The sequence below is a fragment of the Frankia sp. AiPa1 genome, assembly GCF_023243075.1.
Lineage (GTDB): Bacteria > Actinomycetota > Actinomycetes > Frankiales > Frankiaceae > Frankia.
Genome location: NZ_JALKFZ020000186.1, coordinates 22927 through 49236 on the forward strand (window position 1 = coordinate 22927; position 26310 = coordinate 49236).

Annotated in this window: 20 protein-coding genes and 2 tRNA genes; 15 read left to right on the forward strand and 7 right to left on the reverse strand. The window is 71.1% G+C overall.

The features are described 5' to 3' along the window. Positions 1–203: 203 nt before the first annotated feature. The 5 genes from MXD95_RS25420 to cimA all read left to right on the forward strand — a co-directional run bounded on the left by MXD95_RS25420 (position 204) and on the right by cimA (position 5718). Positions 204–1244: a 3-isopropylmalate dehydrogenase gene (locus MXD95_RS25420; protein ID WP_250643263.1), complete on the forward strand. Its 1041-nt coding sequence runs from the start codon at positions 204–206 to the stop codon at positions 1242–1244. 265 nt (positions 1245–1509) lie between these two features. Next, complete coding sequence (gene ilvE, locus MXD95_RS25425; protein WP_250643264.1) at positions 1510–2436, forward strand: branched-chain-amino-acid transaminase; 927 nt, start codon at positions 1510–1512, stop codon at positions 2434–2436. A 213-nt stretch (positions 2437–2649) separates the two neighbouring features. Beyond that, positions 2650–3018, forward strand: a complete 369-nt coding sequence (locus MXD95_RS25430; RefSeq protein WP_251079009.1) for a CBS domain-containing protein — start codon at positions 2650–2652, stop codon at positions 3016–3018. A 109-nt stretch (positions 3019–3127) separates the two neighbouring features. After that, on the forward strand, positions 3128–3805 hold the full coding sequence (locus MXD95_RS25435) for a Crp/Fnr family transcriptional regulator (protein ID WP_250643266.1): 678 nt from the start codon (positions 3128–3130) through the stop codon (positions 3803–3805). A gap of 305 nt (positions 3806–4110) precedes the next feature. Continuing rightward, the gene (gene cimA, locus MXD95_RS25440) at positions 4111–5718 is read left to right on the forward strand and encodes a citramalate synthase (protein WP_250643267.1); all 1608 of its coding nucleotides are present in this window, start codon (positions 4111–4113) and stop codon (positions 5716–5718) included. 109 nt (positions 5719–5827) lie between these two features. Here the strand turns inward: cimA and MXD95_RS25445 are convergent, their stop codons facing one another. Continuing rightward, positions 5828–6091: a hypothetical protein gene (locus MXD95_RS25445; protein ID WP_250643268.1), complete on the reverse strand. Its 264-nt coding sequence runs from the start codon at positions 6089–6091 to the stop codon at positions 5828–5830. Positions 6092–6370: 279 nt separating this feature from the next. Between MXD95_RS25445 and MXD95_RS25450 the strand changes: the two genes are divergently transcribed. The 3 genes from MXD95_RS25450 to MXD95_RS25460 all read left to right on the forward strand — a co-directional run bounded on the left by MXD95_RS25450 (position 6371) and on the right by MXD95_RS25460 (position 7548). Then, positions 6371–7150, forward strand: a complete 780-nt coding sequence (locus MXD95_RS25450) for a fumarylacetoacetate hydrolase family protein (RefSeq protein WP_250643269.1) — start codon at positions 6371–6373, stop codon at positions 7148–7150. 132 nt (positions 7151–7282) lie between these two features. Next, positions 7283–7354 (forward strand) — tRNA-Gln (locus MXD95_RS25455). Positions 7355–7475: 121 nt separating this feature from the next. Further along, a tRNA-Glu gene (locus MXD95_RS25460) sits at positions 7476–7548 on the forward strand. A gap of 150 nt (positions 7549–7698) precedes the next feature. Here the strand turns inward: MXD95_RS25460 and MXD95_RS25465 are convergent. After that, positions 7699–8040: a hypothetical protein gene (locus MXD95_RS25465; protein WP_250643270.1), complete on the reverse strand. Its 342-nt coding sequence runs from the start codon at positions 8038–8040 to the stop codon at positions 7699–7701. A gap of 201 nt (positions 8041–8241) precedes the next feature. On the opposite strand from MXD95_RS25465, the gene MXD95_RS25470 reads away from it, so the two are divergent. Then, positions 8242–9879 carry an ATP-binding protein gene (locus MXD95_RS25470; RefSeq protein WP_250643271.1) on the forward strand — a complete coding sequence of 546 codons (1638 nt, stop codon included), beginning with the start codon at positions 8242–8244 and terminating at the stop codon, positions 9877–9879. 399 nt (positions 9880–10278) lie between these two features. Here MXD95_RS25470 and MXD95_RS25475 read toward each other — a convergent pair whose 3' ends face one another. Together MXD95_RS25475 and MXD95_RS25480 are read right to left on the reverse strand one after the other, a co-directional pair. Continuing rightward, entirely contained in the window at positions 10279–12405 is a 2127-nt protein-coding gene (locus tag MXD95_RS25475; RefSeq protein WP_250643272.1) for a serine/threonine-protein kinase, read from the reverse strand. Positions 12406–12967: 562 nt separating this feature from the next. Continuing rightward, complete coding sequence (locus MXD95_RS25480) at positions 12968–13681, reverse strand: IclR family transcriptional regulator (protein WP_250643273.1); 714 nt, start codon at positions 13679–13681, stop codon at positions 12968–12970. Between the two features lie 179 nt (positions 13682–13860). On the opposite strand from MXD95_RS25480, the gene leuC reads away from it, so the two are divergent. The 3 genes from leuC to MXD95_RS25495 all read left to right on the forward strand — a co-directional run bounded on the left by leuC (position 13861) and on the right by MXD95_RS25495 (position 16677). Beyond that, entirely contained in the window at positions 13861–15258 is a 1398-nt protein-coding gene (gene leuC, locus MXD95_RS25485) for a 3-isopropylmalate dehydratase large subunit (protein ID WP_250643274.1), read from the forward strand. A gap of 93 nt (positions 15259–15351) precedes the next feature. Then, positions 15352–15939, forward strand: coding sequence for a 3-isopropylmalate dehydratase small subunit (gene leuD / locus MXD95_RS25490; RefSeq protein ID WP_250643275.1), 588 nt, complete (start codon positions 15352–15354; stop codon positions 15937–15939). Positions 15940–16392: 453 nt separating this feature from the next. Then, positions 16393–16677, forward strand: coding sequence for an HU family DNA-binding protein (locus MXD95_RS25495; RefSeq protein WP_250643276.1), 285 nt, complete (start codon positions 16393–16395; stop codon positions 16675–16677). A 30-nt stretch (positions 16678–16707) separates the two neighbouring features. On the opposite strand, the gene MXD95_RS25500 is transcribed toward MXD95_RS25495, so the two are convergent. Next, positions 16708–18969, reverse strand: coding sequence for an RNA degradosome polyphosphate kinase (locus MXD95_RS25500; protein WP_250643277.1), 2262 nt, complete (start codon positions 18967–18969; stop codon positions 16708–16710). 563 nt (positions 18970–19532) lie between these two features. Here MXD95_RS25500 and MXD95_RS25505 point away from each other — a divergent pair. Together MXD95_RS25505 and MXD95_RS25510 are read left to right on the forward strand one after the other, a co-directional pair. Beyond that, positions 19533–20480, forward strand: a complete 948-nt coding sequence (locus MXD95_RS25505; protein ID WP_250643278.1) for a transglutaminase family protein — start codon at positions 19533–19535, stop codon at positions 20478–20480. Positions 20481–20634: 154 nt separating this feature from the next. Continuing rightward, on the forward strand, positions 20635–22704 hold the full coding sequence (locus MXD95_RS25510) for a putative bifunctional diguanylate cyclase/phosphodiesterase (RefSeq protein ID WP_250643279.1): 2070 nt from the start codon (positions 20635–20637) through the stop codon (positions 22702–22704). Positions 22705–22717: 13 nt separating this feature from the next. On the opposite strand, the gene cofC is transcribed toward MXD95_RS25510, so the two are convergent. Then, on the reverse strand, positions 22718–23482 hold the full coding sequence (gene cofC / locus MXD95_RS25515; protein ID WP_250643280.1) for a 2-phospho-L-lactate guanylyltransferase: 765 nt from the start codon (positions 23480–23482) through the stop codon (positions 22718–22720). 485 nt (positions 23483–23967) lie between these two features. Between cofC and MXD95_RS25520 the strand changes: the two genes are divergently transcribed. Next, positions 23968–24963, forward strand: coding sequence for an NAD(P)H-dependent glycerol-3-phosphate dehydrogenase (locus MXD95_RS25520; protein WP_250643281.1), 996 nt, complete (start codon positions 23968–23970; stop codon positions 24961–24963). 30 nt (positions 24964–24993) lie between these two features. Here MXD95_RS25520 and murA read toward each other — a convergent pair whose 3' ends face one another. Continuing rightward, positions 24994–26310: a UDP-N-acetylglucosamine 1-carboxyvinyltransferase gene (murA, locus tag MXD95_RS25525; RefSeq protein WP_374122143.1), complete on the reverse strand. Its 1317-nt coding sequence runs from the start codon at positions 26308–26310 to the stop codon at positions 24994–24996.

Sequence of the window (26310 nt, forward strand, 5' to 3'; positions counted from 1 at the left end):
TCTGCCGACAACGGCGTTGGCTGGCGTCGTTGTGTCGATGGATTCCGATTACGCCACGTAATCTGTTGGATGGCAATGGTGTTCGGTCGGGTGGCGCTGTTTCGGCGGCATGAGCGGGGCTGGTGTCCTGACCAGGGAGCCGGGTGTCCGCGGCGGGTCGGGGCGCGACGCGTCGAGTCCCCGCGGCCGGCTACAGTCGGCGTATGAGGCTTGCGGTCATCGGCGGCGACGGAATCGGCCCCGAGGTGGTTGCCGAGGGGCTACGCGTGCTGCGGGCCGTGCATCCCAAGGTTGAGACGACCGAGTACGACCTGGGCGCCACGCGCTGGCACCGTACCGGCGAGACCCTGCCGGACTCCATCCTGGCCGAGCTGCGCGGTCACGACGCGATCCTGCTCGGCGCGGTCGGTGACCCCGGCGTGCCGAGCGGCGTGCTCGAGCGGGGCCTGCTGCTGCGGCTGCGGTTCGAGCTTGATCACCATGTCAACCTGCGACCGGTGCGGCTCTACCCCGGGGTACGATCCCCGCTCGCTGGCGACCCGGTCATCGACATGATCGTGGTGCGGGAGGGGACCGAGGGGCCGTACGCCGGAGCAGGCGGCGTCCTGCGCCGCGGGACGCCGCACGAGGTCGCCACCGAGGAGAGCCTCAACACCCGGTTCGGGGTCGAGCGGGTGGTCCGCGACGCCTTCCGCCGTGCCGCGCGCCGTGAGCGTCGACACCTCACTCTCGTCCACAAGAACAACGTGCTGACCAGGGCGGGTGACCTCTGGTCGCGCACGGTCGCCGAGGTCGGCGCCGAGTTTCCCGACGTGCAGGTCGACTACCAGCATGTGGATGCCGCGTCGATGTTCTTCGTGACGGATCCCGGGCGCTTCGACGTGGTGGTCACCGACAACATGTTCGGCGACATCATCACCGACATCGGCGCAGCGATCACCGGGGGGATCGGCCTGGCCGCGAGCGGCAACCTTGATCCTTCGGGTGCTCATCCCAGCATGTTCGAGCCGGTGCACGGCAGCGCGCCCGACATCGCCGGCAAGCAACTGGCCGACCCCACGGCGACGGTCGCCTCGGTGGCCATGCTGCTCGACCACCTCGGCCACACCGAGGAGGCGCGCAGGGTCGAGGCCGCCGTGGCGGCGTCGCTCGCCGAGCGCGCCCGTGACGGCGCGGCCACGGCGTCGTCGTCGGTGTCTACCCGCGAGCGTGGCGAGGACCTCGCGGCCCGCGTCAGCGCCTGACCCGGGACGGGACCGCCCGGGCGGGCTGGGCCGTTTCCCGTCACGACACCGCGTGGTTATTCTCGAGCGGGAGCCGTAGATCCGGTGGACGGCAGCCGACGAGGCCGCACCACGGCGATGATCGGCATAATCGTCACCCTGGTTTGTCAGTTCACGCCGTTGTTCGTTTCGCCTTTCTGTTCGATGAGTTGCCTCGTTCGTTTCGCCGTCTTGTTCGGTTCGCTGATTTGTTCGGTTCGCGATACATCCTGGCCGGGAGTCCGCTGTGCCCATCACCCCCACGTCGAAGATCTGGATGAGTGGCGAGTTCGTCGACTGGGACGACGCCCGCATACACGTGCTCAACCCGACCTTGCACTACGGGTGGGGTGTCTTCGAGGGCATCCGCTGTTATGAGACTGCGGACGGTCCCGCCGTCTTCCGGCTGAGTGACCACATCGCGCGCCTCTACCGCAGCGCGAAGATCTATGTGATGGAGCCGCGGTTCACCCAGGAGAACGTGGTGGCCGCGACGAAGCAGACGATCGCCGTCAATGACATCTCCTCCTGCTACATCCGCCCGCTGATCTATCTCGGCTACGGCGAGATGGGCCTCAACCCGCTGCCGTCTCCGGTCGAGGTGATGATCGCGGTCTGGCCGTGGGGCGCCTACCTCGGCGACGACGCGGAGGCCAACGGTGTGCGGGCGGTGATCTCCTCCTGGAAGCGCAACGACCCCAACATCACTCCACCGGCGGCCAAGGCCTCCGGGCAGTATCTGAACTCCTCGCTCGCGAAGGTCGCGGCGGTCAAGGCCGGCTATGACGAGGCCATCCTGACCAGCCCGAACGGCCACATCGCCGACGGTACGGGGGAGAACGTCTTCATCGTCTCCGGCCGGAAGGTCATCACCCCGCTGCTGACCGACGGCCCGCTCGGCGGCATCACCCGGGCCTCGATCATGCAGATCGCCGCGGACCAGGGGTACGAGGTGGTCGAGCAGCACGTGGTGCGCACCGATCTCTACCTGGCCGACGAGGCGTTCTTCACCGGGACGGCGGCGGAGATCGTGCCGATCGTGTCCGTCGACGACCGGCAGATCGGCGCGGGCAAGCCCGGCCCGATCACCCGGGAGCTGCTGGAGGTCTTCCACCAGGCGACCCGGGGCGAGTTGGAGCGTTACCGGTCCTGGAACGAGCTCGTCGGCGGCTGATCCCACCGGACGTCGGCCTGGCGGCCTTCGGACGGCCGTTGGCGGCGCCAGACGCGGACGAAATGGAGTGGTCGATGTCACGTCTCGGCCACGCCGATTTTCGTGTCGGTCTGGTAAAGGTGCCGGCCGAGGCCTACCGTCGCAGAGAAGGGCGTTCACGAACGCACAAGCGCCGGGAGAGCGTCGGGAGGCGACGTGCAGGTGTCGGAAGGGATGAGCTCCCTTGTTCTCATGATCGGTCCTGGTCACACCCTGCGACAGGCGGCCCGGCTGATGGCTGCCCGCCGGGTGGGTGCCGCGGTCGTTCACGATGCGGACAGCCAGGGTTACGGGATTCTCACCGAGCGGGACGTGTTGCGTTCCGTCGCGGCCGGGCAGGATCCCGACGTCGAGATCGCGACGAACCACCTCACCCGTGACGTCGTCTTCGCGGATCCGCGGTGGTCTCTTGACGAGGCGGCGGCCGCGATGCTGCGGGGAGAGTTTCGTCACCTGATAGTCACCTCAGGCGGTGAGGTCTCCGGAATTCTGAGCATGCGTGACGTCGTGCGTTGCTGGAGTCGCGTCCACGTGACGGCGTGAGTGCGTGGTGAGCTGGTCCGGGGATGTTTCCGGCGGGCCGATCACGGGGGTTCGCCCCTTGTCGACGGCTGCGGCACATGAGAGGGGGCGGCAACGCTACGGTCACCGCATGCACGACAACGAGGCGGTCGCCCTTCTTCGCGCGACCACGCTGTTGAAGGAGCTGGACGAAGAGGATCTGCTGCGCCTGGCCGCCCGGGCGGTCACGCGGCGGTTCCGGCGGGGGCAGGTGATCTTCACCGAGGGTGAGCCGGCGGACACCCTGCTCGTGGTGGCCAGCGGCCGGCTGAAGATTCTCACCAAGGCGGACGACGGGCGCGACCACGTGCTGAACATCGCGGGTCCGCAGGAGACGCTCGGCGAGATCAACATCGTCGAGGCGGGTACCCGCTCCGCCAGCGTCGAGGCGCTGGAGCCCAGCACCGCCCTGGTGCTCGACCGGACGGCGGTGTGGGAGCTCGTCCACGAGCGCCCCGCGGTCGCCGAGCAGCTCATCCGGGCCCTGGTCGCCCATGTGCGGCGGCTGACGGGAGCCAACGCCGACCTGGTGTTCCTCGATCTGCCTCGCCGGGTGGCGAAGCTGCTGCTGTTGCGGATGAGGGAGGCGGGCCGTCCGGTCATCGAGCTCGGGCTCACCCAGACCGAGATCGCCTCGCTTCTCGGTGGCTCGCGGCAGTCGGTCAATCAGGCGCTGCGGGAGTTCGAACGGCGTTCCTGGATCCTCTCCGAGGGGCAGACGATCACGATTCTCCAGGTCGACCGGCTGCGTCGTTTCGCCGGCGACTGAGCCACCCCGGCCGCCAGGGCCTGTGGTTGGCATCGTGCCCGCTACCCGGTGTCCGGTCTATCGTCCACGTCACACTGTTCACATGTCGAGTCTGTTACACGTAGGCTTGGTCGTCGGCGGCGAACCCGTCTCCGTCGCGCGTTCCGGTCGCTGACCCATGGGGCCGGGCGCGTGGCGGCCCAGGTCTCCGCACCTGCCGGACGCCCTCGCCGGAGCACGTCGTCCGCGCGCGGCCGGTGGGAGAGCGGAGCGGTCGCGGTGGACTCGGTCCCGCGGCCATCCGATCCACCGGAGAGGCGCCCGGCGTGCGGCCATACGATCCCGATTCCCTGCACATCTACGACACGACGTTGCGGGATGGCACCCAGCAGGAGGGCCTGTCCCTGTCCGTCGGGGACAAGCTGGCGATCGCCCGCCACCTTGACGATCTCGGCGTCGGCTTCATCGAGGGTGGCTGGCCCGGCTCCAATCCGAAGGACGCGGAGTTCTTCGACCGGGCGCGTACGGAGCTGAACCTGACGACGGCCCGCCTCGCCGCATTCGGCGCGACGCGGCGCGCCGGCCGGGCCGCCGCGGACGATCCACAGGTCGCCGCGCTGCGTGACGCCGGGACGTCCGTCGTCTGCCTGGTGGCCAAATCCGACCTGCGTCATGTCGAGCGGGCACTGCGCACCGACGCCGCCGAGAACCTGGCGATGATCCGGGACACCGTCGCCCATCTGCGCGCCGAGGGCAAGCGGGTCTTCCTCGACGCCGAGCACTTCTTCGACGGCTACCGGGCCCACCCGGACTACGCGCTGGCGGTCGTGCGGACCGCGGCGCAGGCGGGTGCCGAGGTCGTCGTGCTGTGCGACACCAACGGCGGCATGCTGCCCGGCCGTATCTCCGAGGTGGTGGGGCGCGTGCTCGAGGCCACCGGGGCCCGCCTGGGCATCCACTGCCATGACGACACCGACTGCGCGGTGGCGAACAGCCTGGTCGCCGTCGAGGCTGGCGTCACCCACGTCCAGGGCACGGCCAACGGCTACGGCGAGCGGTGCGGAAACGCGAACCTGTTCAGCATCATCGCCGGTCTGGAGACCAAACTGGAACGGGCCGTGCTGCCTCCCGGGCGGCTGCGCGAGCTGGTCCGGGTCGCCCACGCCATCGACGAGGTGACGAACTCCGCGCCCGACCCGCACCGCCCGTACGTCGGGACGAGCGCGTTCGCGCACAAGGCCGGCCTGCACGCGAGTGCCGTCAAGATCGACCCCGACATGTACCAGCACATCGACCCGGCCATGGTCGGCAACGACATGCGCATGCTGGTCTCGGAACTCGCCGGCCGGGCGACCCTCGAGCTCAAGGGCCGGGAGCTCGGCCTCGATCTCTCGAACGAGCGGGACGCGCTCGGTCGCGTCCTTGAGCTGATCAAGCAACGGGAGGCGGCCGGATTCGCCTACGAGGGCGCCGAGGCATCGTTCGAGCTGCTGCTGCGCGACGAGGTGACCGGCCGAGTGCGCTACTACACGCTGGAGTCCTGGCGGGTGATCGTCGAGCGGCGTCCGGACGGCGAGGTGGTCAGCGAGGCCACCGTGAAGCTCACCTCACACGGCGCCCGCCACGTCGCCACCGCCGAGGGCAACGGCCCCGTCAACGCGCTCGACCGGGCGTTGCGTGACGCGCTGGAGAAGTCCTATCCGGGCCTGGCCGACCTGGAACTCGTCGACTTCAAGGTGCGCATCCTCGACGGTCGGCAGGGATCCGGCGCGGTCACCCGGGTGCTCGTGGGCACCGGCGACGGACGCTCCCGGTGGGACACCATCGGAGTGGACGAGAACATCATCGCCGCGTCCTGGTCCGCCCTGGTGGACGCGGTCAACTATGGCCTGCGCCGCCAGGGCGAGCGTCCTGACCCGGCGGCCGTTTCCTGAACCTTGCCGTTGTGCGGCTCGGTGCGGACTCGCCCACCCGGCGCACGGACCGCACAGGGGGTGCGGCTCGCCGTGACCGCCGGTGTGGGGAGTCGGCGCCGGGTGGGCGTCAGCCCTCCTCGATCTCCTCCCACCACTGGCACCACCACTCGCCACCCACCAGGATGCGCAGCTTGGGATGCCAGCAGTAGGAGATGGAGTCGTCGGTGTTCAGGTAGTACAGGCAGTTGTCGCACCGCTCGGCGCCGTTCGGCTTCGCGCGCAGGATCGCGTCCTCGGCCAGGTGGCCGAGTTTGACGCTGAGCTCCTCGTCGACATCCTTCGGCTCGGGTGCCCCGACGTCGTACACCGGTGTCGTGTCGAGTTCGCTCACGATTCCCCTTTCCCATCCCGCCGCCCCGTGACCCGCCGCCACGGGGTCGTCCGCACCCGGCCCGGCGCCTCGCGCCGTTCGAAGCCGGCGGAAGGGCCCTTGTGAAGGCTCGTCGGGGTGGCCCGCCGCTGCTCGATGCCACCTGCTACCGGGAGTGCTTCCGGTCATCCTGCCTTATTTTCGGGGCGTATCCCTCGTCTGGCGAATCCGATCACGCCGCTCGGCCGCGGGGCCGCCCGGTGTGCAGGCACCTGGCCGGGCGACGGATACGGTCGGGGTGTGCGTATCGCGAGGTTCACCGATGGTTCCGAGCCCGGCTTCGGCGTGGTGGAGGGCTCGATCGAGGATGGTACGGCCGTCGTCGCGGGCATTGCGCCGCATCCGTTCGGCCCGTTCTCGTTCACCGGCGTGCGACGCCCCCTGGCCGACGTCCGGCTCCTTGCCCCGGTGCTGCCCAGCAAGGTTCTCTGCGTCGGCAAGAACTATGCCGACCATGTCCGGGAGATGGGCGGGGCCGAGGCCCCGGCCCGGCCGATTCTGTTTCTCAAGCCGTCGACCAGCGTCGCCGGACCAGGCGATCCGGTCATGCTGCCCCCAGGCAGTGACCGGGTGGACTTCGAGGGGGAGCTGGCCGTCGTCATCGGCCGGCTGTGTCGCGACGTGCCACCCGAACGGGCCAGCGAGGTCGTGCTCGGCTACACCTGCGCCAACGACGTCACCGCCCGTGACCAGCAGTCGGCCGACGGGCAGTGGACCCGGGCAAAGGGGCATGACACGTTCTGTCCGCTCGGCCCCTGGATCGAGACCGACCTCGACCCCGCCGACCTGGCACTGCGCACCACGCTCGACGGTGAGCAGCGGCAGAGTTCGCGCACGAGGCTGTTGCTGCGTGATGTGCCGGCGCTGGTGGCGTACATGTCGGCGGCGATGACGCTACTGCCCGGGGACGTCCTGCTGACCGGAACCCCGGCCGGGGTCGGGCCGATGCGGCCGGGCCAGCAGGTCGCGGTGACCATCGAGGGTATCGGAACTCTCACCAATCCGGTCACGGCGCGCTGACGGGCGCTCGCCCGGCCGAGGCTCCGATCCGGCCGGGCGAGCACCGTTCACCGGCCGCGGTGAAAACGGTCGGCCCCCGTGCTCCGGTGACCGCCGTCGATGGGGTACAGTAGGCAACGCCGAACAGGCCCTTGGGGTATGGGGTAATTGGCAGCCCGGCGGATTCTGGTTCCGCTAGTCTAGGTTCGAGTCCTGGTACCCCAGCTGTACGAGCGGCTCTCGTTGGAGCCGTTCGCCGGACTAGTCCGGCATCCTGTACACTCAGGAACCCTGTACACTCAGGAACATAGTTTCACCGCAGGTTTGTACGTAGATTTTCAGTCTTGGCCCCGTCGTCTAGCGGCCCAGGACGCCGCCCTCTCAAGGCGGTAGCGCCGGTTCGAATCCGGTCGGGGCTACAGCGGGCTTGTATCTTCTTTTCCCAGAAGACCAGAGGTATGCCCGTGTTCTCGATGCCACGATGGCCCGCGGAGTGCGCTCCACGGGCCATCGTCGTCTCTGCGTCCGGCCCAGCCGCTGGTCCCAGCGGCCTCATACCGGGCGAAGGCCTACCGGACGACCGTCAGCCGGGGCATGAACGCCGGGTGGCGCGCCATCGTGCATTCCCGGCAACCGCAGGTGCTCGGGCCACCCCAGCCGTGCACCTCGGGTTCCCCGTGGGTCTCGGACTGCCCGCGCACCTCGGACTGCGCACGCACCTTGGATCGCGCGGCCTCGACCACCGTGAGCGGCAGGGCAGCCGGGACCAGGCGCAGCTGTGGACGCGCGGAGGCGGCCAGGGCGGTGGGCCGGGTCTCGCCGCTGGCACCGGCGGCCGGCGAGCCCGGGTGGGCCGCGTGTGGCGCAACGAGGGTGGTCGCGGTCGAGGCTGTCAGGGCCACTGGGGGCACGGTGTCCTCCTCCATGGGCGGCCGTCCTGGGGCCACCTCGCGGACCACAGACTGTCCGGGGGACCATCATTCGCGCCATCCTCCGTTGAGCCCGGTCCGAGGTGGTGCGGAAGGCCTAGTCAAACCTGGGCACTGTCGTCATGTGACACCACCCTTGACAACCATGGTGCTCCCGGGCTCGAACGGTAGAAACTTGCGCGGATGTCCACCGTCAGTCCCTCGACCCCTGAACGGGCCCGCCGTCGGCACGGCAGCGCTCGTGGAGGACGCGGTGCCCGGCGCGGTGGCCGCCCCGCCTCGACGCGGGCCACGGTTTCCGCGCTGTCGATGCCACTCGAGGGTGGCGGACAGGACGGGCCGAGGCCGGTGCGCCGGCTGGCCGCGCTGCTCCCGCAGAGCCGTGGGCTGCCGATCGAGGACTGGACCGCCCGGCACACCCTCATGTGCCTGGTGCTCGCGATGCACCTACCGATCCTCGCCGGTTACGCCGTCGTCCGGGAGCTGAGCCCCGCGCACGGCCTGCTGGCCGCCACCCCCGCGGGTCTGTTGTTCGCCGCGGCGGTCGTGCCGGGCCGGCGTCGCGTGCGGGCGCTGGCCGCGAGCCTGGGCCTGTTGTGCTGCTCGGTCGTCCTGGTGCACATCTCCGACGGCCTGATGCCCATGTACTTCCACTTCTTCGTCGTGGTCGCCCTGATCGCGCTCTACGAGGAGTGGACGGTCTACCTGCTGGCGATCGCGTTCGTGTTCGTCGCGAACCTGACGATGGGGGACATCGTCACCCGACGTTCGCCGACGCTGGACAACGCGTGGCTGCTGGCCGGTCTGCACGCGGGCTTCATCTTCGCGCTCGCCTGTGCGCAGATGGTCTTCTGGCACTACAACGAGCAGTCCCGCCGCCGCGTCGAGGACTACCGCCAGCAGTTGCACGAGGGGCAGCAGTCCCTGATGGCTCGGCTGGAGGAGACCGACCGGATCCGCAGTGACCTCCTGGCCACCGTCTCGCACGAGTTCCGCACCCCGCTGACCGGGATCCGCGGCAACCTGCTCACCATCAAGCGGCATCGCGACCGGCTCACCGACGCCCGGCTCGACGATCTGCTCGACACCGCGGTGCGCAACTCCGACCGGCTCTCCCGGCTGCTGGAGAATATGCTGACGGCCGCCACGGCCACCGGCACAGACGAGACGACGATCGCCGACCTGCCAGACGTCGTCCGCCATGTTCTCGATGGCCTGCCGTACACGAGCTCCCCGAGCAGTGTCACGGTCGACGTGCCGGCCGAGCTGCCCGTCCGGATGGCCCGGCAGGCCCTCATCCAGGTCGTGGCGAACCTCGTCGACAACGCGCTCGTGCACTCCTGGCCGGGAGCCCCGGTGCGGCTCATCGCCGGCCGGGTCGGCGACGAGGTCGTGCTGCGCGTGCGCAACCCCGGCCCGGACCTGGATCCCGACACGATCCGCCAGCTGTTCGAGCCATTCACTCAGCGCGATGGTTCCGCGACGCGTGCGATCGACGGCGCTGGCATGGGTCTTTACGTCGTGCGCCGCCTGGTCGAGGTGCACGGGGGGCGCCTGCGGATGTCCTCCGACAACGGCGAGATCATCGTCGAGGTGAACCTGTGGGCGGCGACGGCGCCCGCCCTGTCCGCCACCCTGCCGGTGACCGAGGCGGAGCCGGAGCTTCCAGTACCCATGCCGCTGCCGCGCAGCCTGCGCGTCGAGGATGCTGGTTCACCACGCCCGCTGGGTCCGCTGGGCCGCCCGCCCGGCGGCGGTCGCCCGGAGCTTCGTGCGTTGCCGCAGGAGATCCGGTCGCTGCCGATGGATCAGCTCGGCTGAGCCCACCTGGACCTGGCCCCCTGGATCTGCCCACCTGGACCTGCCCACCTGGACCTGGTCCAGGGGACCTGGCTACCCCCGCCACAGATGGTGAGCCTGGTGAAGATGGTGCCACCGGTTGCCCGAGATCACGATCCGTGATGGCAATCTCGAAGTGGCGGGCCGCAAAGATCCAAACAGGTCGCCGTGGGGGCTGCCGTGCCCGATATGCCCCCCACGGCGACCTGTGTAACGGGATCTTGCCTGGCGGCCTGCCACAGGGCGTGACCAACGGTCCTGGCCGGGCGACCGCCGGCTGGGACCAGCGCCGGCCGGGCTGATCGTTCCTGCTGGGAGGACCGGCGCCAGCTGCGAGGACGGCGCCAGTTGGTGGGGAGAACGGCCGAGTGGTGGGTCCGGCTACTTGGTGGCGGCGCCGGTCGGCTTGGTGGTGGTCGGCTTGGCCGTCTGCGTCGGAGCATTGCAGGTCAGGCTGAGCGTCACCGTGGTGGAGCCGCTCGGCACCCGCCCGGTCGGCGAGTAGGCCTGCACCTGACTGGTGTAGCCCGTCGGGCAGGAGCCGTTGATCCAGTAGAAGCCCTTGGCGTTCAGCGCGGACTTCGCGGCCGCCTCGGTCATGCCCTTGACGTTCGGGACGACCTTGCAGTCGTTGCCCTGGATCTGCAGCGAGATCTGGGTGGTCTTCGCGGTCCGCACGCCCTTGGGCGTCTGGCTTACGACGGCATCCACGGCACCGGTGTCAAAGCAGTCGTACTTCTTGGACACGCTCTGGAACCCGGCCGCGCCCAGGGTGTTGACCGCGGCGTTGACCGACATGCCCTCGGTGTTGGGCACCACCGCCGTCCCATCATCGGTCGGCGACGGCGAGGGGCTGCTGCCGGCGGTCGCCCGGGCCGACGGCGTCGCCGAGGCGGCGGAGCCCGGGGCGGAGCTGCCGGCGGGCGCGGACACGGCGCGCGTGCCAGGACTCCCGTGGACACCGCCCACGGTCGCGCCAGGAATGGCGACGATTCCCGGAGCTCCCGAGCCCAGCGGCTCGGTCGTGCCAGTGCCGCTCGGGTCGAGGGATGTCTCGGAGGTGCTGCTCGCGTTCAGCGAGCTGGTCGCGTCGCCGCCGGAGGCGAGTGCCCAGCCGCCGGCCCCGGCGACCAGGGCGACGACGAGCCCGGCGCCGGCCGCGATGCGGGTACGGCGACGGCGGTCGGGGCGGGGGCCGCCCGGTCCACCACCGGAGGGAGCCGGCTGCTGGTCGGGGGCAACCGCGCTCATGACCGTGTTGGTGTCGGCGGCCGGACCGCCGGACCGGGTCGGTACCCGGACCGCGGGGCTGAGGCCGGTCGGAGCGTCCGCGTTGTCCCAGCCGGAACGCGCACCGGTCCGCGCCGCGGCGCCGCCGCCGCCGGCACCGGTTGCCCCGGCGATCCGCGTGCGCTGGGCGTCCGACTCCCATCCGGCGCCGCCGACCCGGGGCGGCGCGGCGGGCAGGCTGCCGGCGATCTGGGTGTGCTCCAGATCGTTCCACTCCTGCCGGAGGCCACCGGCCCCACCTGCACCGACGGCCGCGACGGCCGGGCGCGGGGACCGTTGTGTCCCGGCACGCTCGCCGCCCCGGTGGGCCTGGATCCGGGTCGCGGCCGTGGCGTCCCGATCGACCCGAGCCGTGGCCGGGCCGATCGGCATGCCGACGGCGAGGGCCGAGGCCCCGGCGCCGCGCAGGCAGGCGGCGAGAGCATCCTCGAGCTCGTCGGCAGCCTCCGCGGCGCTGGCCGGCCGCTGCCGCGGCGACTTGGCCAGCATGCGCTCGAGGGTGTCCCACAGGGGTGCCGGAACACCGTGAATCCGCATCGGCTCGTCCTCGCGGTGTGCCCGCAGCAGCTCGACGGGGTTCGGCGAGTCGAACGGCGGTGATCCGGCGAGGACCTCGTAGAGCACGATCCCGGCGGCGTAGACGTCGGCGGCGGCGGTGGGGGGTGCGCCGGCGGCGAGTTCCGGCGCCATGTAGAGCGGGGTGCCGATCGGGCCGGTGACCTGCGGATCCGACGATCCGATCATCCGGGCGATGCCGAAATCGGTGAGCCGCGCGACCGGGTGGTCCGGATCGGCCATGTCAATCAGGATGTTCTCGGGCTTGACGTCCCGGTGCACGATGCCGGCAGCGTGCACCCGGTCAAGGGCGCCCAGCGTGCCGAGCGTGAGACCGACCGCCTCGCGGGCCGGCCGTGGGCCGAACTCCCGCAGGTAGGCACGCAGATCGGGGCCCTCGACGAGTTCCATCACGATGGCCAGGTTGCCCGGCTCGTTGACCAGGTCAAGCACGGCGACCAGGCCGGGATCGTCCAGTTCGGCGAGCAGGTCCCACTCGCGCAGGAAACGCTCGACGATCGCCGGGTCGTCGGCGAGCTCCCGGCGCAGCACCTTGATGGCGACTGAGGCGCCGTCGGAGACCCGTGCGCCTCGCCAGACCTGGCCGGTCGTGCCCTGCCCCAAAACTTCGTGCAGCACGTACCGCGAACCGAGTTTGCGCACCGCCCTGCCCCTCCCTGGCGCCGCCTGTGGCGGTCATACCGTTCGACGGCGCCGCCCGCGGGCGTTGGCCGCCCGTCCTTGCGGAACCCGGAGAACCCCTGGACCGGGTGCACCCGACATCGGCGGTCCTTCGCGCGTTCTCGCGGGACCGCCACATACTCACCGGATGACAATGGCCAACTTGGGCCATCCGATCCCCTGCTCCGATCATCCGATCCGGACGACTCGAACAGGCTACGACGTTGATGGTCGTCAGACATCGGCGGGGCTGTCATCCGGCCAGCGGGCGGCTCGGAAGGCGTAGCCCGGGGCCCCAATCGTTGTGGGGCCCGAATGGGGGATTCCAAATAACCGGCCGTGCCATAGATGTCGAGATCACCAGCGGAATCGAGGAAAATGCTGCTGTGATCGCGTTGTGGTCGCGCAGCGCAATCCTGGGTGGTGTTCGTCCGGATGTGCCTGCCGGGTGATTTCCGGTGTTCGACAGTTGAGCGTTGCGGTGGTTGGCAGTTGACGGTGGTTGGCAGTTGACGGTGGCCGCGGGCTGACATCGTGGGATTGCTCAGTCGGCCGGTGCCGATGTCGACAGCCGTGCCGCTGCGGCGACCACGGCTGCGCCGTGGCGCCGACCAGGTGACCGGGTGAGCCGCTCCTGTGGCCCGGACAACGAGATGGCAGCGATCACCGCGCCGTCCGCCCCGCGGACGGGCGCGGACACCGAGGCGAGTCCGGTCTCCCGCTCGCCCACACTCTGTGCCCAGCCCCGTTCCCGCACCTGGGCGAGGGTCGCGGCGTCGAAGGGAGCGGCCTCGAGCAGTTCCGGCTCGGGCTCGTCGGAGTAGGCGAGCAGGACCTGCGCGCCGGACCCCGCCGTCATCGGGAGTGCCGCGCCGACCGGGACCGTGTCGCGCAGCCCGCTGGCCCGCTCGGAGGCGGCCACGCACAGCCGCAGAGCGCCGCGGCGCACGTAGAGCTGCGTGCTCTCCCCGGTGGCGCGGCGCAGTTCGGTGAGCACGCCGTCGGCCCGATCGACCAGGTCCCATGGCAGCGGGGTCGCGATGCCGGCGGCTGCCAGCCGTGGTCCGGCGACGAAGCGACCGGCCGAGTCCCGCCCGACCAGGCCGTGTACCTCCAGGGCGCTGGCCAGGCGATGGGCGGTCGCGCGGGTGAGTTCGGTGCGGGTGACCAGCTCGGTGAGGCTGACCGGGCCCTCCTCGACGGCGGTCAGGATCAGGGCTGCCTTGTCAAGGACGCCGACTCCGCTAAGCTGTTTCATGGGTTGATACTGCCATTCCACATCCTGAGATATCAAGATCCTGAATTATCGAGATCCGGGACATCGGGATCCCTGGATCCCTGGGTTCGGCGGCAGAGGTCGACAGCGGGAGCGGACGGCACTGGATGACGAGCGGCGTGCGGAGACGAACGCCGGAAACCGAAAGGAGTGAGCCGATCATGGGGCGCACACTCGCGGAGAAGGTCTGGGACGCCCATGTGGTGCGTCGGGCCGAGGGCGAGCCGGATCTGCTGTACATCGACCTGCACCTGGTGCACGAGGTCACCTCGCCGCAGGCGTTCGAGGCCCTGCGGCTGGCCGGGCGGCCGGTCCGCCGGCCCGACCTGACGCTCGCCACGGAGGACCACAACGTCCCGACGTCGGACACGCTCCTGCCGATCGCGGATCCGGTATCGGCCGCGCAGGTCGAGGCACTGCGCAAGAACTGCGCTGAGTTCGACATCCGCCTGTTCCCGATGAACGACCCCGGCCAGGGAATCGTGCACGTGGTCGGGCCGCAGCTCGGCCTGTCCCAGCCCGGGATGACGATCGTCTGCGGGGACAGCCACACCTCGACGCACGGCGCGTTCGGCGCGCTCGCCTTCGGGATTGGCACCAGCCAGGTCGAGCATGTGCTCGCGACCCAGACACTGCCGCAACGACGCCCGAAGACGATGGCTGTCACCGTCGAGGGTGACCTGCCGCCGGGCGTCACCGCGAAGGACCTGATCCTGGCGATCATCGCCCGGATCGGCACGGGCGGCGGCGCCGGGCACGTCATCGAGTACCGGGGAGCGGCGGTCCGCGGCCTGTCCATGGAGGGCCGGATGACCGTGTGCAACATGTCGATCGAGGCCGGTGCCCGGGCCGGCATGGTCGCCCCGGACGAGACGACCTTCGCCTATCTCGCCGGGCGTGAGCGGGTCGCCACCGGCGCCGCCTGGGACGAGGCGGTCGCCTACTGGCGCACGCTGGCCTCCGACCCGGACGCCGAGTTCGACCGGGAGGTCGTGATCGACGCCGCGAGCCTCACCCCGTATGTCACCTGGGGGACCAACCCGGGCCAGGCCGCCCCACTGGGCTCGCGGGTGCCCTCCCCGCAGGACTACGACAGCCCCGCGGTCAGCGCCTCGGTGGAGCGGGCGCTGTCCTACATGGGCCTCACGGCCGGGACCCCGCTCTCGGAGGTCGCCGTCGACACCGTGTTCATCGGATCGTGCACCAACGGCCGCCTCAGCGATCTGCGGGCTGCGGCCGAGGTGCTGCGTGGGCGCCGGGTCGCGCAGGGTGTGCGGGTGCTGGTCGTGCCGGGGTCCATGCGGGTCAAGGCCGAGGCGGAGGCCGAGGGGCTGGACGAGGTGTTCGAGGAGGCGGGTGCGCAGTGGCGCAGTGCCGGCTGCTCGATGTGTCTCGGGATGAACCCGGACACGCTGCGGCCGGGGGAGCGTAGCGCCTCGACGTCGAACCGGAACTTCGAGGGCCGGCAGGGCCCGGGCGGGCGGACCCACCTGGTGTCGCCCGCCGTGGCCGCCGCGACCGCCGTCACTGGACGGCTCACCGCCCCGGCCGACCTGTAGGCCCACAGCCGGCCCGTCCCGCGCCGGCCCGTCCGCCGTCCCACCCCAGCCGTCCCACCCCCAGCCGTCCCACCGCAGAGAGGAGCGTTTTCCATGGAGGCGTTCACGACCCACACCGGTCGGGCCGTGCCGCTGCGCCGCAGCGACGTGGACACCGACCAGATCATCCCCAGCGACTGGCTCAAGCGCATCGAGCGCACCGGTTTCGGCGCCGGTCTGTTCTCCGCGTGGCGCGCCGACGAGGCCTTCGTCCTGAACAACCCGGTCTACTCGGGGGCGACCATCCTGCTCGCCGGGCCCGACTTCGGCACCGGCTCCTCTCGCGAGCACGCCGTGTGGGCGCTGCAGGACTATGGCTTCCGCGCGGTCATCTCCGCGCGGTTCGCTGACATCTTCCGCGGCAACGCGCTGGGCAACGGCCTGCTGCCCGTCCAGCTTCCGGCGCCGACGGTGGAGGCGCTGCAGACGGCGGTGGAGGGTGACCCGAACGTCGAGATCACGGTGGACCTGGTCGCCCGCGAAGTGCGCGGGGCGGGGGTCACGGCGTCGTTCGAGCTTGACGACTTCACCCGTTGGCGGCTCATGGAAGGCCTCGACGACGTCGGGCTGACGCTGCGGCACGCCGAGCGGATCGCCGTGTTCGAGGGGACGAGGCCGGCCTGGTCGCCGACCGCCAGCTGACCGGGTGCCCCACCCCGAGCGTGTCCCCGACCCCCCATCGCCATCGGTGTAGCGCAAATCACATTGGTGGTGATGGGGGGTCGTAGGCGTGCTCTTGGGTTGTCCTACGGTGTCGGGGATGCGCTCGACGATCATCGCCCGAGGCGTTTGGATGGCTACGTAGCAGAGTTGACCCGGTCGGGTCGAGGGCGGCTGGCGACCAAACAGTGACATTGAGCCCAAAAAATCCGGCAGCAGTCGTTACTGAACGTGATGAATCTACCGGATGATCGATGTCGGTCGCACAGCACGCATCCCGCCGCCCACTGGCGCGAACCCGATGACGTGCGGGTTTGTGTGACGCGACACGGTCGCGGGAATTGCCCTCGACAGTGGAGATGCCTACGGTGCAGCGCAGTGTGATGCCCGATCTGCTCCCCACCCCGCGCCCTGCGGGGGCGTCCGGAGGTTGTCGTGAACAAGTCCCAGTTGGTTGACCGCATCGCCCAGCAGATCGAGGGCGGACGGTCGAATGCCACCAAGGCGGTCGACGCCGTGTTCGATGCGATTCAGGAGGCTGTCGCGAGCGGCGAGAAGGTGACGATCACCGGTTTCGGTGTGTTCGAGCGGGTGGAGCGCGCGGCCCGTACCGGCCGCAACCCGGCGACGGGTGAACCGGTCCACGTCGCCGCCTCCGTCGTGCCGAAGTTCCGCCCGGGCTCGGAGTTCAAGTCGAGCGTCTCGGCGAGCACCGACTGACCGGCGGTGCGGGCGCCGGTCAGTCGCCGGTCACCGGTGCCCGCGCCGGATGGCCTCTGCCATGAGGTCGTGCTGGTAGTCGGAGAGCCGTACGTCGTCCGCCCGGCTCGTGCGCCGCTCCCATCGGCCGTCGGACTGCAGGTCCCAGGCCGACACGGCGTCGGAGAAGGCGTGGTCCAGCAGCCCGCGCAGGCTGTCCCGATCGGCCTGCTGGCCCACCCGGACCAGCGCCTCGATCCGCCGGTCCAGGTTGCGGTGCATCATGTCGGCGCTGCCGATCCAGAACTCGTCCGATGACGCGAACTCGAGCACGCGGCTGTGCTCGAGGAACCGGCCGAGGATCGACCGGACGTGCACGGTCTCCGAGAGCCCGGGTACGCCCGGCCGCAGGGCACAGATGCCACGGACCAGGCAGTGGATCGGCACGCCCGCCTGGGAGGCGTGGTAGAGAGCATCGATCACCAGCTCGTCGACCAGACTGTTGGCCTTGAGCCTGATGCCGCACGGACGGCCCTCGGCGGCCGCCCGTGCCTCGGCGCCGATCCGGGCCAGGATGCCGTCGCGCATGTGCTGCGGGGCGACGAGCAGCGAGCGGTATTCGGTCTGGCGGCTGTAGCCGGTCAGGACGTTGAACAGGTCGGTGAGGTCGGCGCCCACCCCGGGGTCGGCGGTCAGCAGGCCCAGGTCCTCGTACAGGCGGCCGGTCTTGGGGTTGTAGTTGCCGGTGCCGACGTGGCAGTACCGGCGCAGGCCGCCGCGCTCCTGTCGGACGACCAGGCAGGTCTTGCAGTGGGTCTTCAGCCCGATCAGGCCGTAGACCACATGGCAGCCCGCCCGCTCCAGCTCCCGCGCCCAGCGGATGTTCGCGCGCTCGTCGAACCGGGCCTTGATCTCGACGAGCACCACGACCTGCTTGCCCGCCTCTGCCGCGGCGACCAGCGCGTCGACGATGGGCGAGTCGCCCGACGTGCGGTAGAGCGTCTGCTTGATGGCAAGTACCTGCGGATCGGCGGCGGCCTGCTCGATGAACCGCTGCACCGACGTGGTGAACGAGTCGTACGGGTGGTGGACGAGGACGTCGCCCTCCCGCAGTACGGAGAAGAAGTCGGGCGCCTCACCGTCCCCGGTGGACAGCCGGGGATGGGTGATCGGCACCCGCGGCGGGTCGCGCAGTTCCGGCCGGTCGAGGTCGTAGAGCGCCCACAGAGCGGACAGGTCGAGCATGCCCGAGACCCGGTGCACCTCCCGTTCGGTGACCTCGAGCTCGCGCATGAGCAGCGTGAGGAGATCCGCGTCGATGTCGTTGTCGACCTCGAGCCGGACCGCCGGGCCGAAGCGGCGCCGGGCCAGCTCCCGCTCGAGCGCCTGCAGCAGATCCTCCGCCTCGTCCTCCTCGACCTCGAGGTCGGCGTTGCGGGTGACCCGGAACAGGTGCGAGTTGATCACTTCCATGCCGGGGAAGAGCTGGTCGAGGTGGGCGGCGATGACCTCCTCGAGGGGCACGAAGCAGGCCTGCCGCGTGGTCTGGCCGGAGGCGGTCTGGCCGGAGGCGGTCTGGCCGGAGGCGGTGTCGCCGTCGCGAACGCCCGCGCCCGACCCGCCCTGCGCCTCGGGTCCCTCGGCCGCGTCCACTGCGACCAGCCGCGGCACGTTCTGCGGCACCTTCACCCGGGCGAAATGGTCGGTCTCCCCGCCTGGCTCCCGGACCTGCACGGCCAGGTTCAACGAGAGCCCGCTGATGTAGGGGAACGGATGCGCCGGGTCGACGGCGAGCGGCGTCAGGACCGGGAAGATCTGCTCGTGGAAGTAGTCGTGCAGCCGCTCGCGCTGCGCCTCGCCGAGCTGGGACCAGAACTGGATGCTGATCCCGGCGTGGGCGAGCGAGGGCACCACCTCGTCGGTGAAGCAGCGGGAGTGCCTGCGCGCGAGTTCCGCGGTGGTGCGGCTGATCAGGGCGAGCTGCTCGCGGGCGCTGAGCCCGTCGGCGCTGCGTACGGCGAGCCCGGTGGCCTCGCGGCGCATCAGCCCGGCGACCCGCACCATGTAGAACTCGTCCAGGTTGCTCGCGAAGATCGCCAGGAACTTCGCCCGTTCCAGCAATGGGGTGGCGACGTCCTCGGCGAGCGCGAGCACCCGGGCGTTGAAGTCCAGCCAGGATGTCTCGCGGTTGATGAACCGGTCCGTGGGCAGGTCGGAGGGCGCGGGCGGGCGGGGTGCCTCCAACGGTTCGAGCAGGCCGCTGCGGGCCTTGCGCTGAGGCTGCTCGGATCGGGTCGCCACCAGCTCGCTCATAAGACTAGATGGTGCCAGCCTGAGGCGAACTCGGCACGGCAGCCGGACGGCCCGGAAATCCCGCCTTCTCCGTGGCTCCCATGTTGCCTTCCAAACCGCATCATGTCCGCGACAGCGGTGTGCGCGTCCGGTTGCGCCCTGGCGCCCCGCGGCGGGTGCGCGGGGGAGAGTTAACGGTGTGGAAACACTCGAGGGTGACCATCGGCAGTGTGACGGAAACATCGGTCGCCGCAGGGGTTGCCCTGGGGTCCCGCGGCCGCTCTACTCCCGCCGACCTGACCGTCCGGTGTGTGTCTGAATTCACCTTGCCTGGGCGATCTTCTCGACGTGACGGGCTCGGTGTGTCCGGGCCCGCCGTGGTTCGTCCAGGAGGGGCGGGCCGGGATCAGGTGGTTTCCAGGTGACCGGCTCCGGACCAAACTCCGGACTGGCGCATTTCACCGCAAATGTGGCTAAATTTTGTTCTTTGCGATGAGTGTGATGAGCAGGTCAAGGATGGCGGGACTCGCGTGGGCCGGGCCGGGGGCCTCCGGTTCCGGGCCCGGACGGATCGGCCGGTCGGGATGAGCTCCGAACTGGTCGCACCCACGGGGGACGTCGACCTTGCCGCCCTTCCCGTCGGCGCGCGGGTCCGCTACGAGGTCAGCCAGCACTTCCGCTACACCTACGACGGCGAGGCCACCGACCTGGTGCACCGCTTGGTCGTCATGCCGCCACCTCGGCACGGCGACCAGACCGTGCGCGCGACCACCCTCGTCGTCTCGGCGCGGTCGGCCGAGACGACCTGGCAGCGCGGCCCGGATGGTCTGCGTGCCGCCACGATCCGGCTCGCCCATGTGCCGTCCGCGCTCGACTTCGACGTCGAGATCGTCGTCGACCGGGTCAGCGGCGGCCAGCGGCCCTGGCTACGTGCCACCGCCCTCGGCGGCCGGCGCCTGCTCGACCCCACCGTGCTGACCGCCCCGGACGCCGCCCTGGTTGCCGCCGCCCGGGCCCTGGAGACCGGCGACCCGGCGCTGACGGCCCGCCGGTTCTGCTCCTGGGTGCACCGCCGGATCCGCTACGTCCCCGGCAGCACCGAGGTGACGACGACCGCGGCCCAGGCGCTGGCCGGTGGGGCCGGAGTGTGCCAGGACCAGGCCCACGTGATGCTCGCCCTGTGCCGGGCGGCCGGTCTGCCGGCCCGCTACGTCTCCGGCCATCTCGTGGGCGACGGGCCGTCTCACGCCTGGGTCGAGGTGATCCAGGCCGGGGCGGCGGTTGGCCGGTCGCGTACCCCGGGTGCCGTCGCCATCGCGTACGACCCATGCCACGACCGGCTGGCCGACCTGCGCTACGTCACCGTCGCCGTCGGGCGGGACTACGCCGACGTCGCACCGACCTCCGGGTGCTACACGGGCCCGGGGCAGGGGTCGTTGCGCACCAGCCAACAGGTCAGGGTGATCGACGTCGGGCTGCCCGCGCGGCGCCAACCGGATCCGGACACTCGGATGATCCAAACGTCCGGGTAGTCCGTGCGTCCGGGCCGAGCCTGAGCGCCCGGGTAGACCGCGCGGCACGCGAAGCATTCGGCCACTCTTTGTGATAGAGCGATCACGGGCTAGGTTGTCACGGGGCGCTCCAACTCCGTGACACCATTTCGCGATCTGATCGGCCGATTCGCGCATGCCCGCGGATCCTTCTGTCCACGGCGGCCGACGCATGGGGGAGAAGGGCGGGCGGGTGATGCTCGTCGACGCCATCACCGTCGCGGCCGGACTGGGCGCGACGCTCTGCTGTGGCTGGGCCGGCTACCGGCGCGGCCGGCCACAGGGGCGCTGGTTGCTGTGGCTCTCGCTCGCCCTGTCGTGCTGGATGCTTGGCCAGGCGGCGTGGCTGGCGTGCCGGTGGGGTCAGGCGCCGGCCAGCCGGCAGCCGATCGTGCAGGTCGGCTACCTCGCCGATGCGGGTCATCTCGCGATGCCGGTGCTGGCGCTGGCCGCGTTGGCCACGGTGCCGGCGCGACGCACGGGCGGGCGCCGGGCGCTGCCGCGGCGTGCGGAGGCAACCCGCGCCGCCGCGCCGACCACCCGGGCCGAACGACCCCGCGGACGCGTGGGCGCACGTCGAGCCCGTTGCGATCCCGGTACCTGGGTGCCGCTCGCCGTGGCCCACCTGGCCGTCGCGGTGGTCGTGGCGCTGCTGCTGAGCCGGGTGTGGGCCGGCCGGACGCCCGATCCGGTCGAGCTTGTCACCGAGGTGGTGCTGGTCGGCGCGGTCGCCGCCCGCCAGATGCTCACCGCACGCACCAACGAGCAGCTGATGACGGTGCTCGGCGAGGCCGAGAAGGAGGTACGGCACTGGATCTCCCACGATCCGCTCACCGAGCTCGCCGGCCGGGAGCTGTTCCGAAGGCGGCTGGCCGCCGCGCTCGCCGCCAGCCGCGGAGATGGTCGGGACGTCGCCGTCGTCTACTGCGATCTTGATGATTTCCGCACGATCAACGACAGCCTCGGGCACGCTGCCGGCGACCACCTGCTGCGGGCCGTCGGCCAGCGGCTGCGGCACTGCGTGCGCACCGCGGACACGGTCGCCCGGCTGGGCGCCGACGAGTTCGCCGTCCTGCTGGACGGAGGACGGGACACACCCGAGCAGGTCGCGGAGCGCATCCTCGCCGCCCTGCGCCAACCGGTGGCGGTCGGTGGCCACCACTGGCCGGTACATGCGAGTGTGGGCCTGGTTGTCGCCGGACGGACCCAGGAGACGACCGAGGTTCTGCTGCGGCGGGCCGGTACGGCATTGCACACGGCGAAACAGACCGGCAAGAACCGCCTGGTGGTCTACCGGCCGGGCCTGGGCATGGCGCCGGGGGCGCAGCTCGCCGAGGGCACCCACCTCGCCGACGCCCTGGCAACGGCCCTGTGCCGGGGCGGCTGGTCGGCCGGCTTTGCCGTCCACTACCAGCCGATTGTGCGGCTGAGTGACCGTCGGCCGGTGGCTCTCGAGGCGCTCGCCCGCTGGACCGCGCCCGGTCGGGGGCCGGTGCCGCCTGGAACCTTCGTCACCGCGGCCGAGAACAGCGGCATCGTCGGCACCCTCGATGACATGATCATGGGCCTTGCCTGCACGGAGGTCGCTCTGGCGTTCCCCGACTCCGAGCTTCGGCTGCACGTCAACGTGTCGGCGAGCCGGGTGGCCAACATGACGCTGCTGGACAGTGTCGCCCGAGCGCTGGCCTCGAGTCGGTTCGATCCCAGCCGGCTGGTCGTCGAGATCACCGAGACCAGCCGCCTGACGGATCTGCGCGGCGCGCGCGAGGTGCTGGACGAGGTGCGTGCGCTGGGCGTCGCCGTCGCCCTCGACGACGTGGGCGCCGGCCACAGCACTCTGGCGGCTCTGCACCTGCTGCCGGTCGATGTCGTCAAGCTGGACCGGACGTTGGTGGAACCGCCTCGGGATGGCGGGCGGGTCGCGGCGATGCGTCGGTCGATGATCGCCCTCGCGCATGCGCTCGGGGCCGTCGTCGTCGCGGAGGGCATCGAGCGCGAGACGCAGATCGCCGAGCTGACCGAACTCGGCTGCGAGCTGGGTCAGGGATACCTGTTCGCCCGGCCCGCCCCGCTGCTGCCCGCGCTGTTCCCGCGCGGCGAACCGCCAAGGGAGAGGGCCGGCGGTGCCGGTCGGTACGTCGGCGACAATGATCTTTCCCAGGGTCGGGGGCTGCGGCGCTGGGCCGCTCCGCCCGCGGCACACTGACCGTCCCCCGCCGTCACGACGAGGTTCGGCCGCTCCCGGGCGGCGGCGTCGGGACGGCGGCCGCCGACGGGTCCGCGGCGCGTCCGCCCGCGGCCCAGGCCCGGGGCTTGCCCGTGGGTCGCAGCGCGGCGGCGGTGTGCGCGCCGACCCCGAGGCGCAGCGCCTGGTCAAGGTCCGCGGTCGTGTCCACGTCGCGGCGCAGCCCGGGTACCGCGGCGCCCAGGGAACCGGTGAGATCGACCGCTCCCGAGCGGCGATGCGCCGCGTGGCTGTGTGCTCCGAACAGCGGCGCCAGGGGAACACCCGGCATCGTGGTGAGCAGAACCGTCCCGCTTCCGGCCGCGTCAGCCAGCACGGCACGGGCCGGCGGACCGGCGGCCACCAGCGCCCGGCGCAGTTCGGCGGGCCGCAACGCGGGCAGATCGGCGGACATCGCCGCCAGCGGACGGGCTGGCCAGCGCAGGCGGGCGTACGTTTCGCCGTGGCGCAGAGCCGGGTTGAGACCCGCGCCGGGACGGTCAGGCAGGACGAGAAGCCGGGGGTCCGCCGGGCCGGCCCGCGACCGGGTGAGTGCCTCGGACACCGCCCGGTCGCTGCAGACCACCACGACCGCACCCACAAGTTCGGGTGTGTTGGCAAGCACAGCCGTAACCGTGTCGAGGGCCATCGCGAGGGCGAGACTGCTGCGATCCGGTCGCTGCAGGCGGGATTTCGCCCTGGCCAGGTTCTTCAACGGCACCAGAACCGTCCAGGGCGTCTCGCCTCGGGGGAACGACACGAGGGCGACCCTAGGCCATGGCGACCCCTGGGCCTTGACGACCCCAGGGCCTTGACGACCCCAGGGCCTTGACAACCCAGGGCCGTGACGACCCAGGGCCGTGACCCCCCGTTCGGCTGCGCCGCCCGGCGGGACACGACCGTGGCAGTCGTGGGCCGGTCGAGCGCTGTCCGTCGGGCGCCGTCCGACCGGGGTCGGCCGGTCGGGCCGATGTCTCGCACGATGGTGGCACACACGATGGTGGCGGGGCTGCGTCTACGGTCGATCCAGGACGTCGCCGTGGTTCGCCGTCCCGCGGCGCCGGGCGGTCCGAATGATCACCGCTGGCCGTCGACCACGCAGATTCCGTCGGAGGAGCAGTCATCGCCGAACCCATCAACGCCGCCGGGCCGGTCGGCGTCGCAGCGGGCAGTTCCGAGGGTGCCGGTCGCCGCGCTACGACCGGGCGCGCTACGACCGGGGGGGAGCACCTCAGGCGCGCCGCGGTGCTGACCGCCGGATCCTGGGGGACCGTCTTTGCCAAGGTGCTGGCCGACGCCGGCGCCCGGGTGGATCTCGTCGCTCGTGACCACGAGCTCGTCCGGACCATCAACGAGCAGCACGTGAACCCGCGTTACCTGCCCGCGGTCCCCTTGCCGGATCTGGTCCGGGCGTGCACCGACCCGGCGGCGGCGCTGGCCTCTGCCCGGCTCGTGGTGCTGGCCGTGCCGGCCCAGGCGCTGCGGCCGGCGCTGGCCCGCTGGGCACCGCTGGCCGCGCCCGACGCGATCTACGTCAGCCTGATGAAGGGCGTCGAGGCGCAGAGCACGCTGCGGATGAGCCAGGTGATCGCAGAGGTCGCCCAGGTGCCGGCGGAGCGGGTCGCCGTGGTGAGCGGGCCGAACCTGGCCCACGAGATCGCCGCCGAGCATCCGGCGGCGACCGTGGTGGCCAGTGTGTCCGCACGGACCGCCCAGCTGGTCCAGGCCGCCTGCTGGACTCCCTACTTCCGGCCGTACACCAGCGGCGACGTGGTCGGGTGTGAGCTGGGCGGCGCGGTGAAGAACGTGATCGCGCTGGCGGCCGGCATGCTCGGGGGGATGGGATTCGGGACGAACAGCGAGGCATCGCTGATCACCCGCGGGTTGGCGGAGACCCTGCGGCTCGGCACCGCGCTCGGCGCGCAGCCGTTGACGTTCGCGGGCCTGGCCGGGCTCGGCGACCTGGTGGCGACCTGTGGGTCCGCGCTGTCCCGCAATCGGACCTTCGGTGAGAAGCTCGGCCGGGGGATGACCCTCGACCAGGTCGAGGCGGAGCAGCGTCAGGTGGCCGAAGGAGTCCGCTCGTGCCGGCCGCTGCTGGCACTGGCGGGCGGGCTCGGCGTCGCCATGCCCATCACTCGGCAGGTGGAACGAGTCCTCTACGAGGGGCTTCCCCCGCTGGAGGCGGTCAAGGAGCTGATGAGCCGCGAACCGGGCCCCGAGTACCGCGCGCGGACCTGAGCGCGGCGGGCGGCCAGGGCCCGCTCCGGCTCAGCGCTCCGCCGCCACCGGTTCGATCTCCACCAGGGCGCCGATCGAGCGCAGCTTGCCGACCGGGTCCTCGTAACCACGCTCCAGGAATCGCGTGCCACGGATGACGCTGGTCCCCTCCGCGATCAGCGCGGCGAGTACGTAGGCGAAGCCGGCGCGCAGGTCGGGGATGGTCAGGTCGATGCCGGTCAACGGGGTCGGCCCGCTGACGACCGCCGAGTGCTCGAAGTCGCGGGCGGCGAACCGGCAGGACTTGCCGCCCAGGCACAGGGTGGACAGGGCGATGTCCGCGCCCATCTCGGCGAGCTGGCGGGTGTACCCGAACCGGTCCTCGTAGATCGTCTCGTGGATGACCGAGGCGCCGCGGGCCTGGGTGAGCAGGACGACCAGCGGCTGCTGCCAGTCGGTCATGAAGCCGGGGTGCACGTCGGTCTGCACATGGGTGGCGGACAGCGGGGTCGTGGACAGCGGACGGGACCGGAAGAAGGTCATCCCGTGCGCGGTGACCTCGAACTCGCCGCCAAGCCGGCGCAGGTGGTTCAGGAAGGTCATCAGGTGTTCCTGCCGGGCGCCGACCACCTCGACCCGTCCGTCCGTGGCGACGGCGGCGGCGGCGAACGAGGCGACCTCGATGCGATCGTGGATCGGCGCGTGGGTGGCGCCCCGCAGGTGTTCGACGCCCTGCACCACGATCGTCCGGTCGGCCTCGACGTCGACCAGCGCGCCCATCTGCTGCAGGAACAGGATGAGATCCACGACCTCCGGCTCCACCGCCGCGTTCGAGATGACCGTGGTGCCCTGGGCGCGGACCGCGGCGAGCAGCAGGTTCTCGGTGGCGCCGACGCTCGGGAAGGGCAACGCGACATGGGTGCCCCGCAGGCCCAGGGTCTTGACCTGGACCGAGCGGACCTGCTCGACGATCTCCGCGCCCATCGCCCGTAGGCCGGCAAGATGGAAGTCCACCGGCCGCTTGCCGATCCGGCACCCGCCGGGCAGCGGGATCGTCGCCTCGCCGACCCGGTGCAGCAGCGGTCCCATCATCAGGATCGGGATTCGGTTCACCCCGGAGTAGGCCTCGGACAGCGAGGCGTCCACGATCCGCTCGGTGGTCAGCCGCACGGTGTGCTCGTCGAGCCATTCGACCTGGGTGCCGAGCTCGGCCAGCATGCCGAGGACGACGTCGACCTCGGCGATGCGGGGTACCCGGGTCAGGGTGCACGGCTCCGGTGTGAGCAGGGCGGCGACCATCAGCTTGGTGACCGAGTTCTTGGCGCCGGACGCCTCCACCGAGCCGCGCAGCGGCACGCCGCCGCTGAT

Bases quoted from the DNA above. Each gene is read 5' to 3' on its own strand.
- MXD95_RS25420 (WP_250643263.1), top strand. From the start codon at position 204: ATGAGGCTTGCGGTCATCGGCGGCGACGGAATCGGCCCCGAGGTGGTT.
- MXD95_RS25430 (WP_251079009.1), top strand. From the start codon at position 2,650: ATGAGCTCCCTTGTTCTCATGATCGGTCCTGGTCACACCCTGCGACAG.
- MXD95_RS25435 (WP_250643266.1), top strand. From the start codon at position 3,128: ATGCACGACAACGAGGCGGTCGCCCTTCTTCGCGCGACCACGCTGTTG.
- MXD95_RS25470 (WP_250643271.1), top strand. From the start codon at position 8,242: ATGTCCACCGTCAGTCCCTCGACCCCTGAACGGGCCCGCCGTCGGCAC.
- MXD95_RS25480 (WP_250643273.1), bottom strand. From the start codon at position 13,681: ATGAAACAGCTTAGCGGAGTCGGCGTCCTTGACAAGGCAGCCCTGATC.
- leuC (WP_250643274.1), top strand. From the start codon at position 13,861: ATGGGGCGCACACTCGCGGAGAAGGTCTGGGACGCCCATGTGGTGCGT.
- leuD (WP_250643275.1), top strand. From the start codon at position 15,352: ATGGAGGCGTTCACGACCCACACCGGTCGGGCCGTGCCGCTGCGCCGC.
- MXD95_RS25500 (WP_250643277.1), bottom strand. From the start codon at position 18,969: ATGAGCGAGCTGGTGGCGACCCGATCCGAGCAGCCTCAGCGCAAGGCC.
- MXD95_RS25505 (WP_250643278.1), top strand. From the start codon at position 19,533: ATGAGCTCCGAACTGGTCGCACCCACGGGGGACGTCGACCTTGCCGCC.
- MXD95_RS25510 (WP_250643279.1), top strand. From the start codon at position 20,635: ATGCCCGCGGATCCTTCTGTCCACGGCGGCCGACGCATGGGGGAGAAG.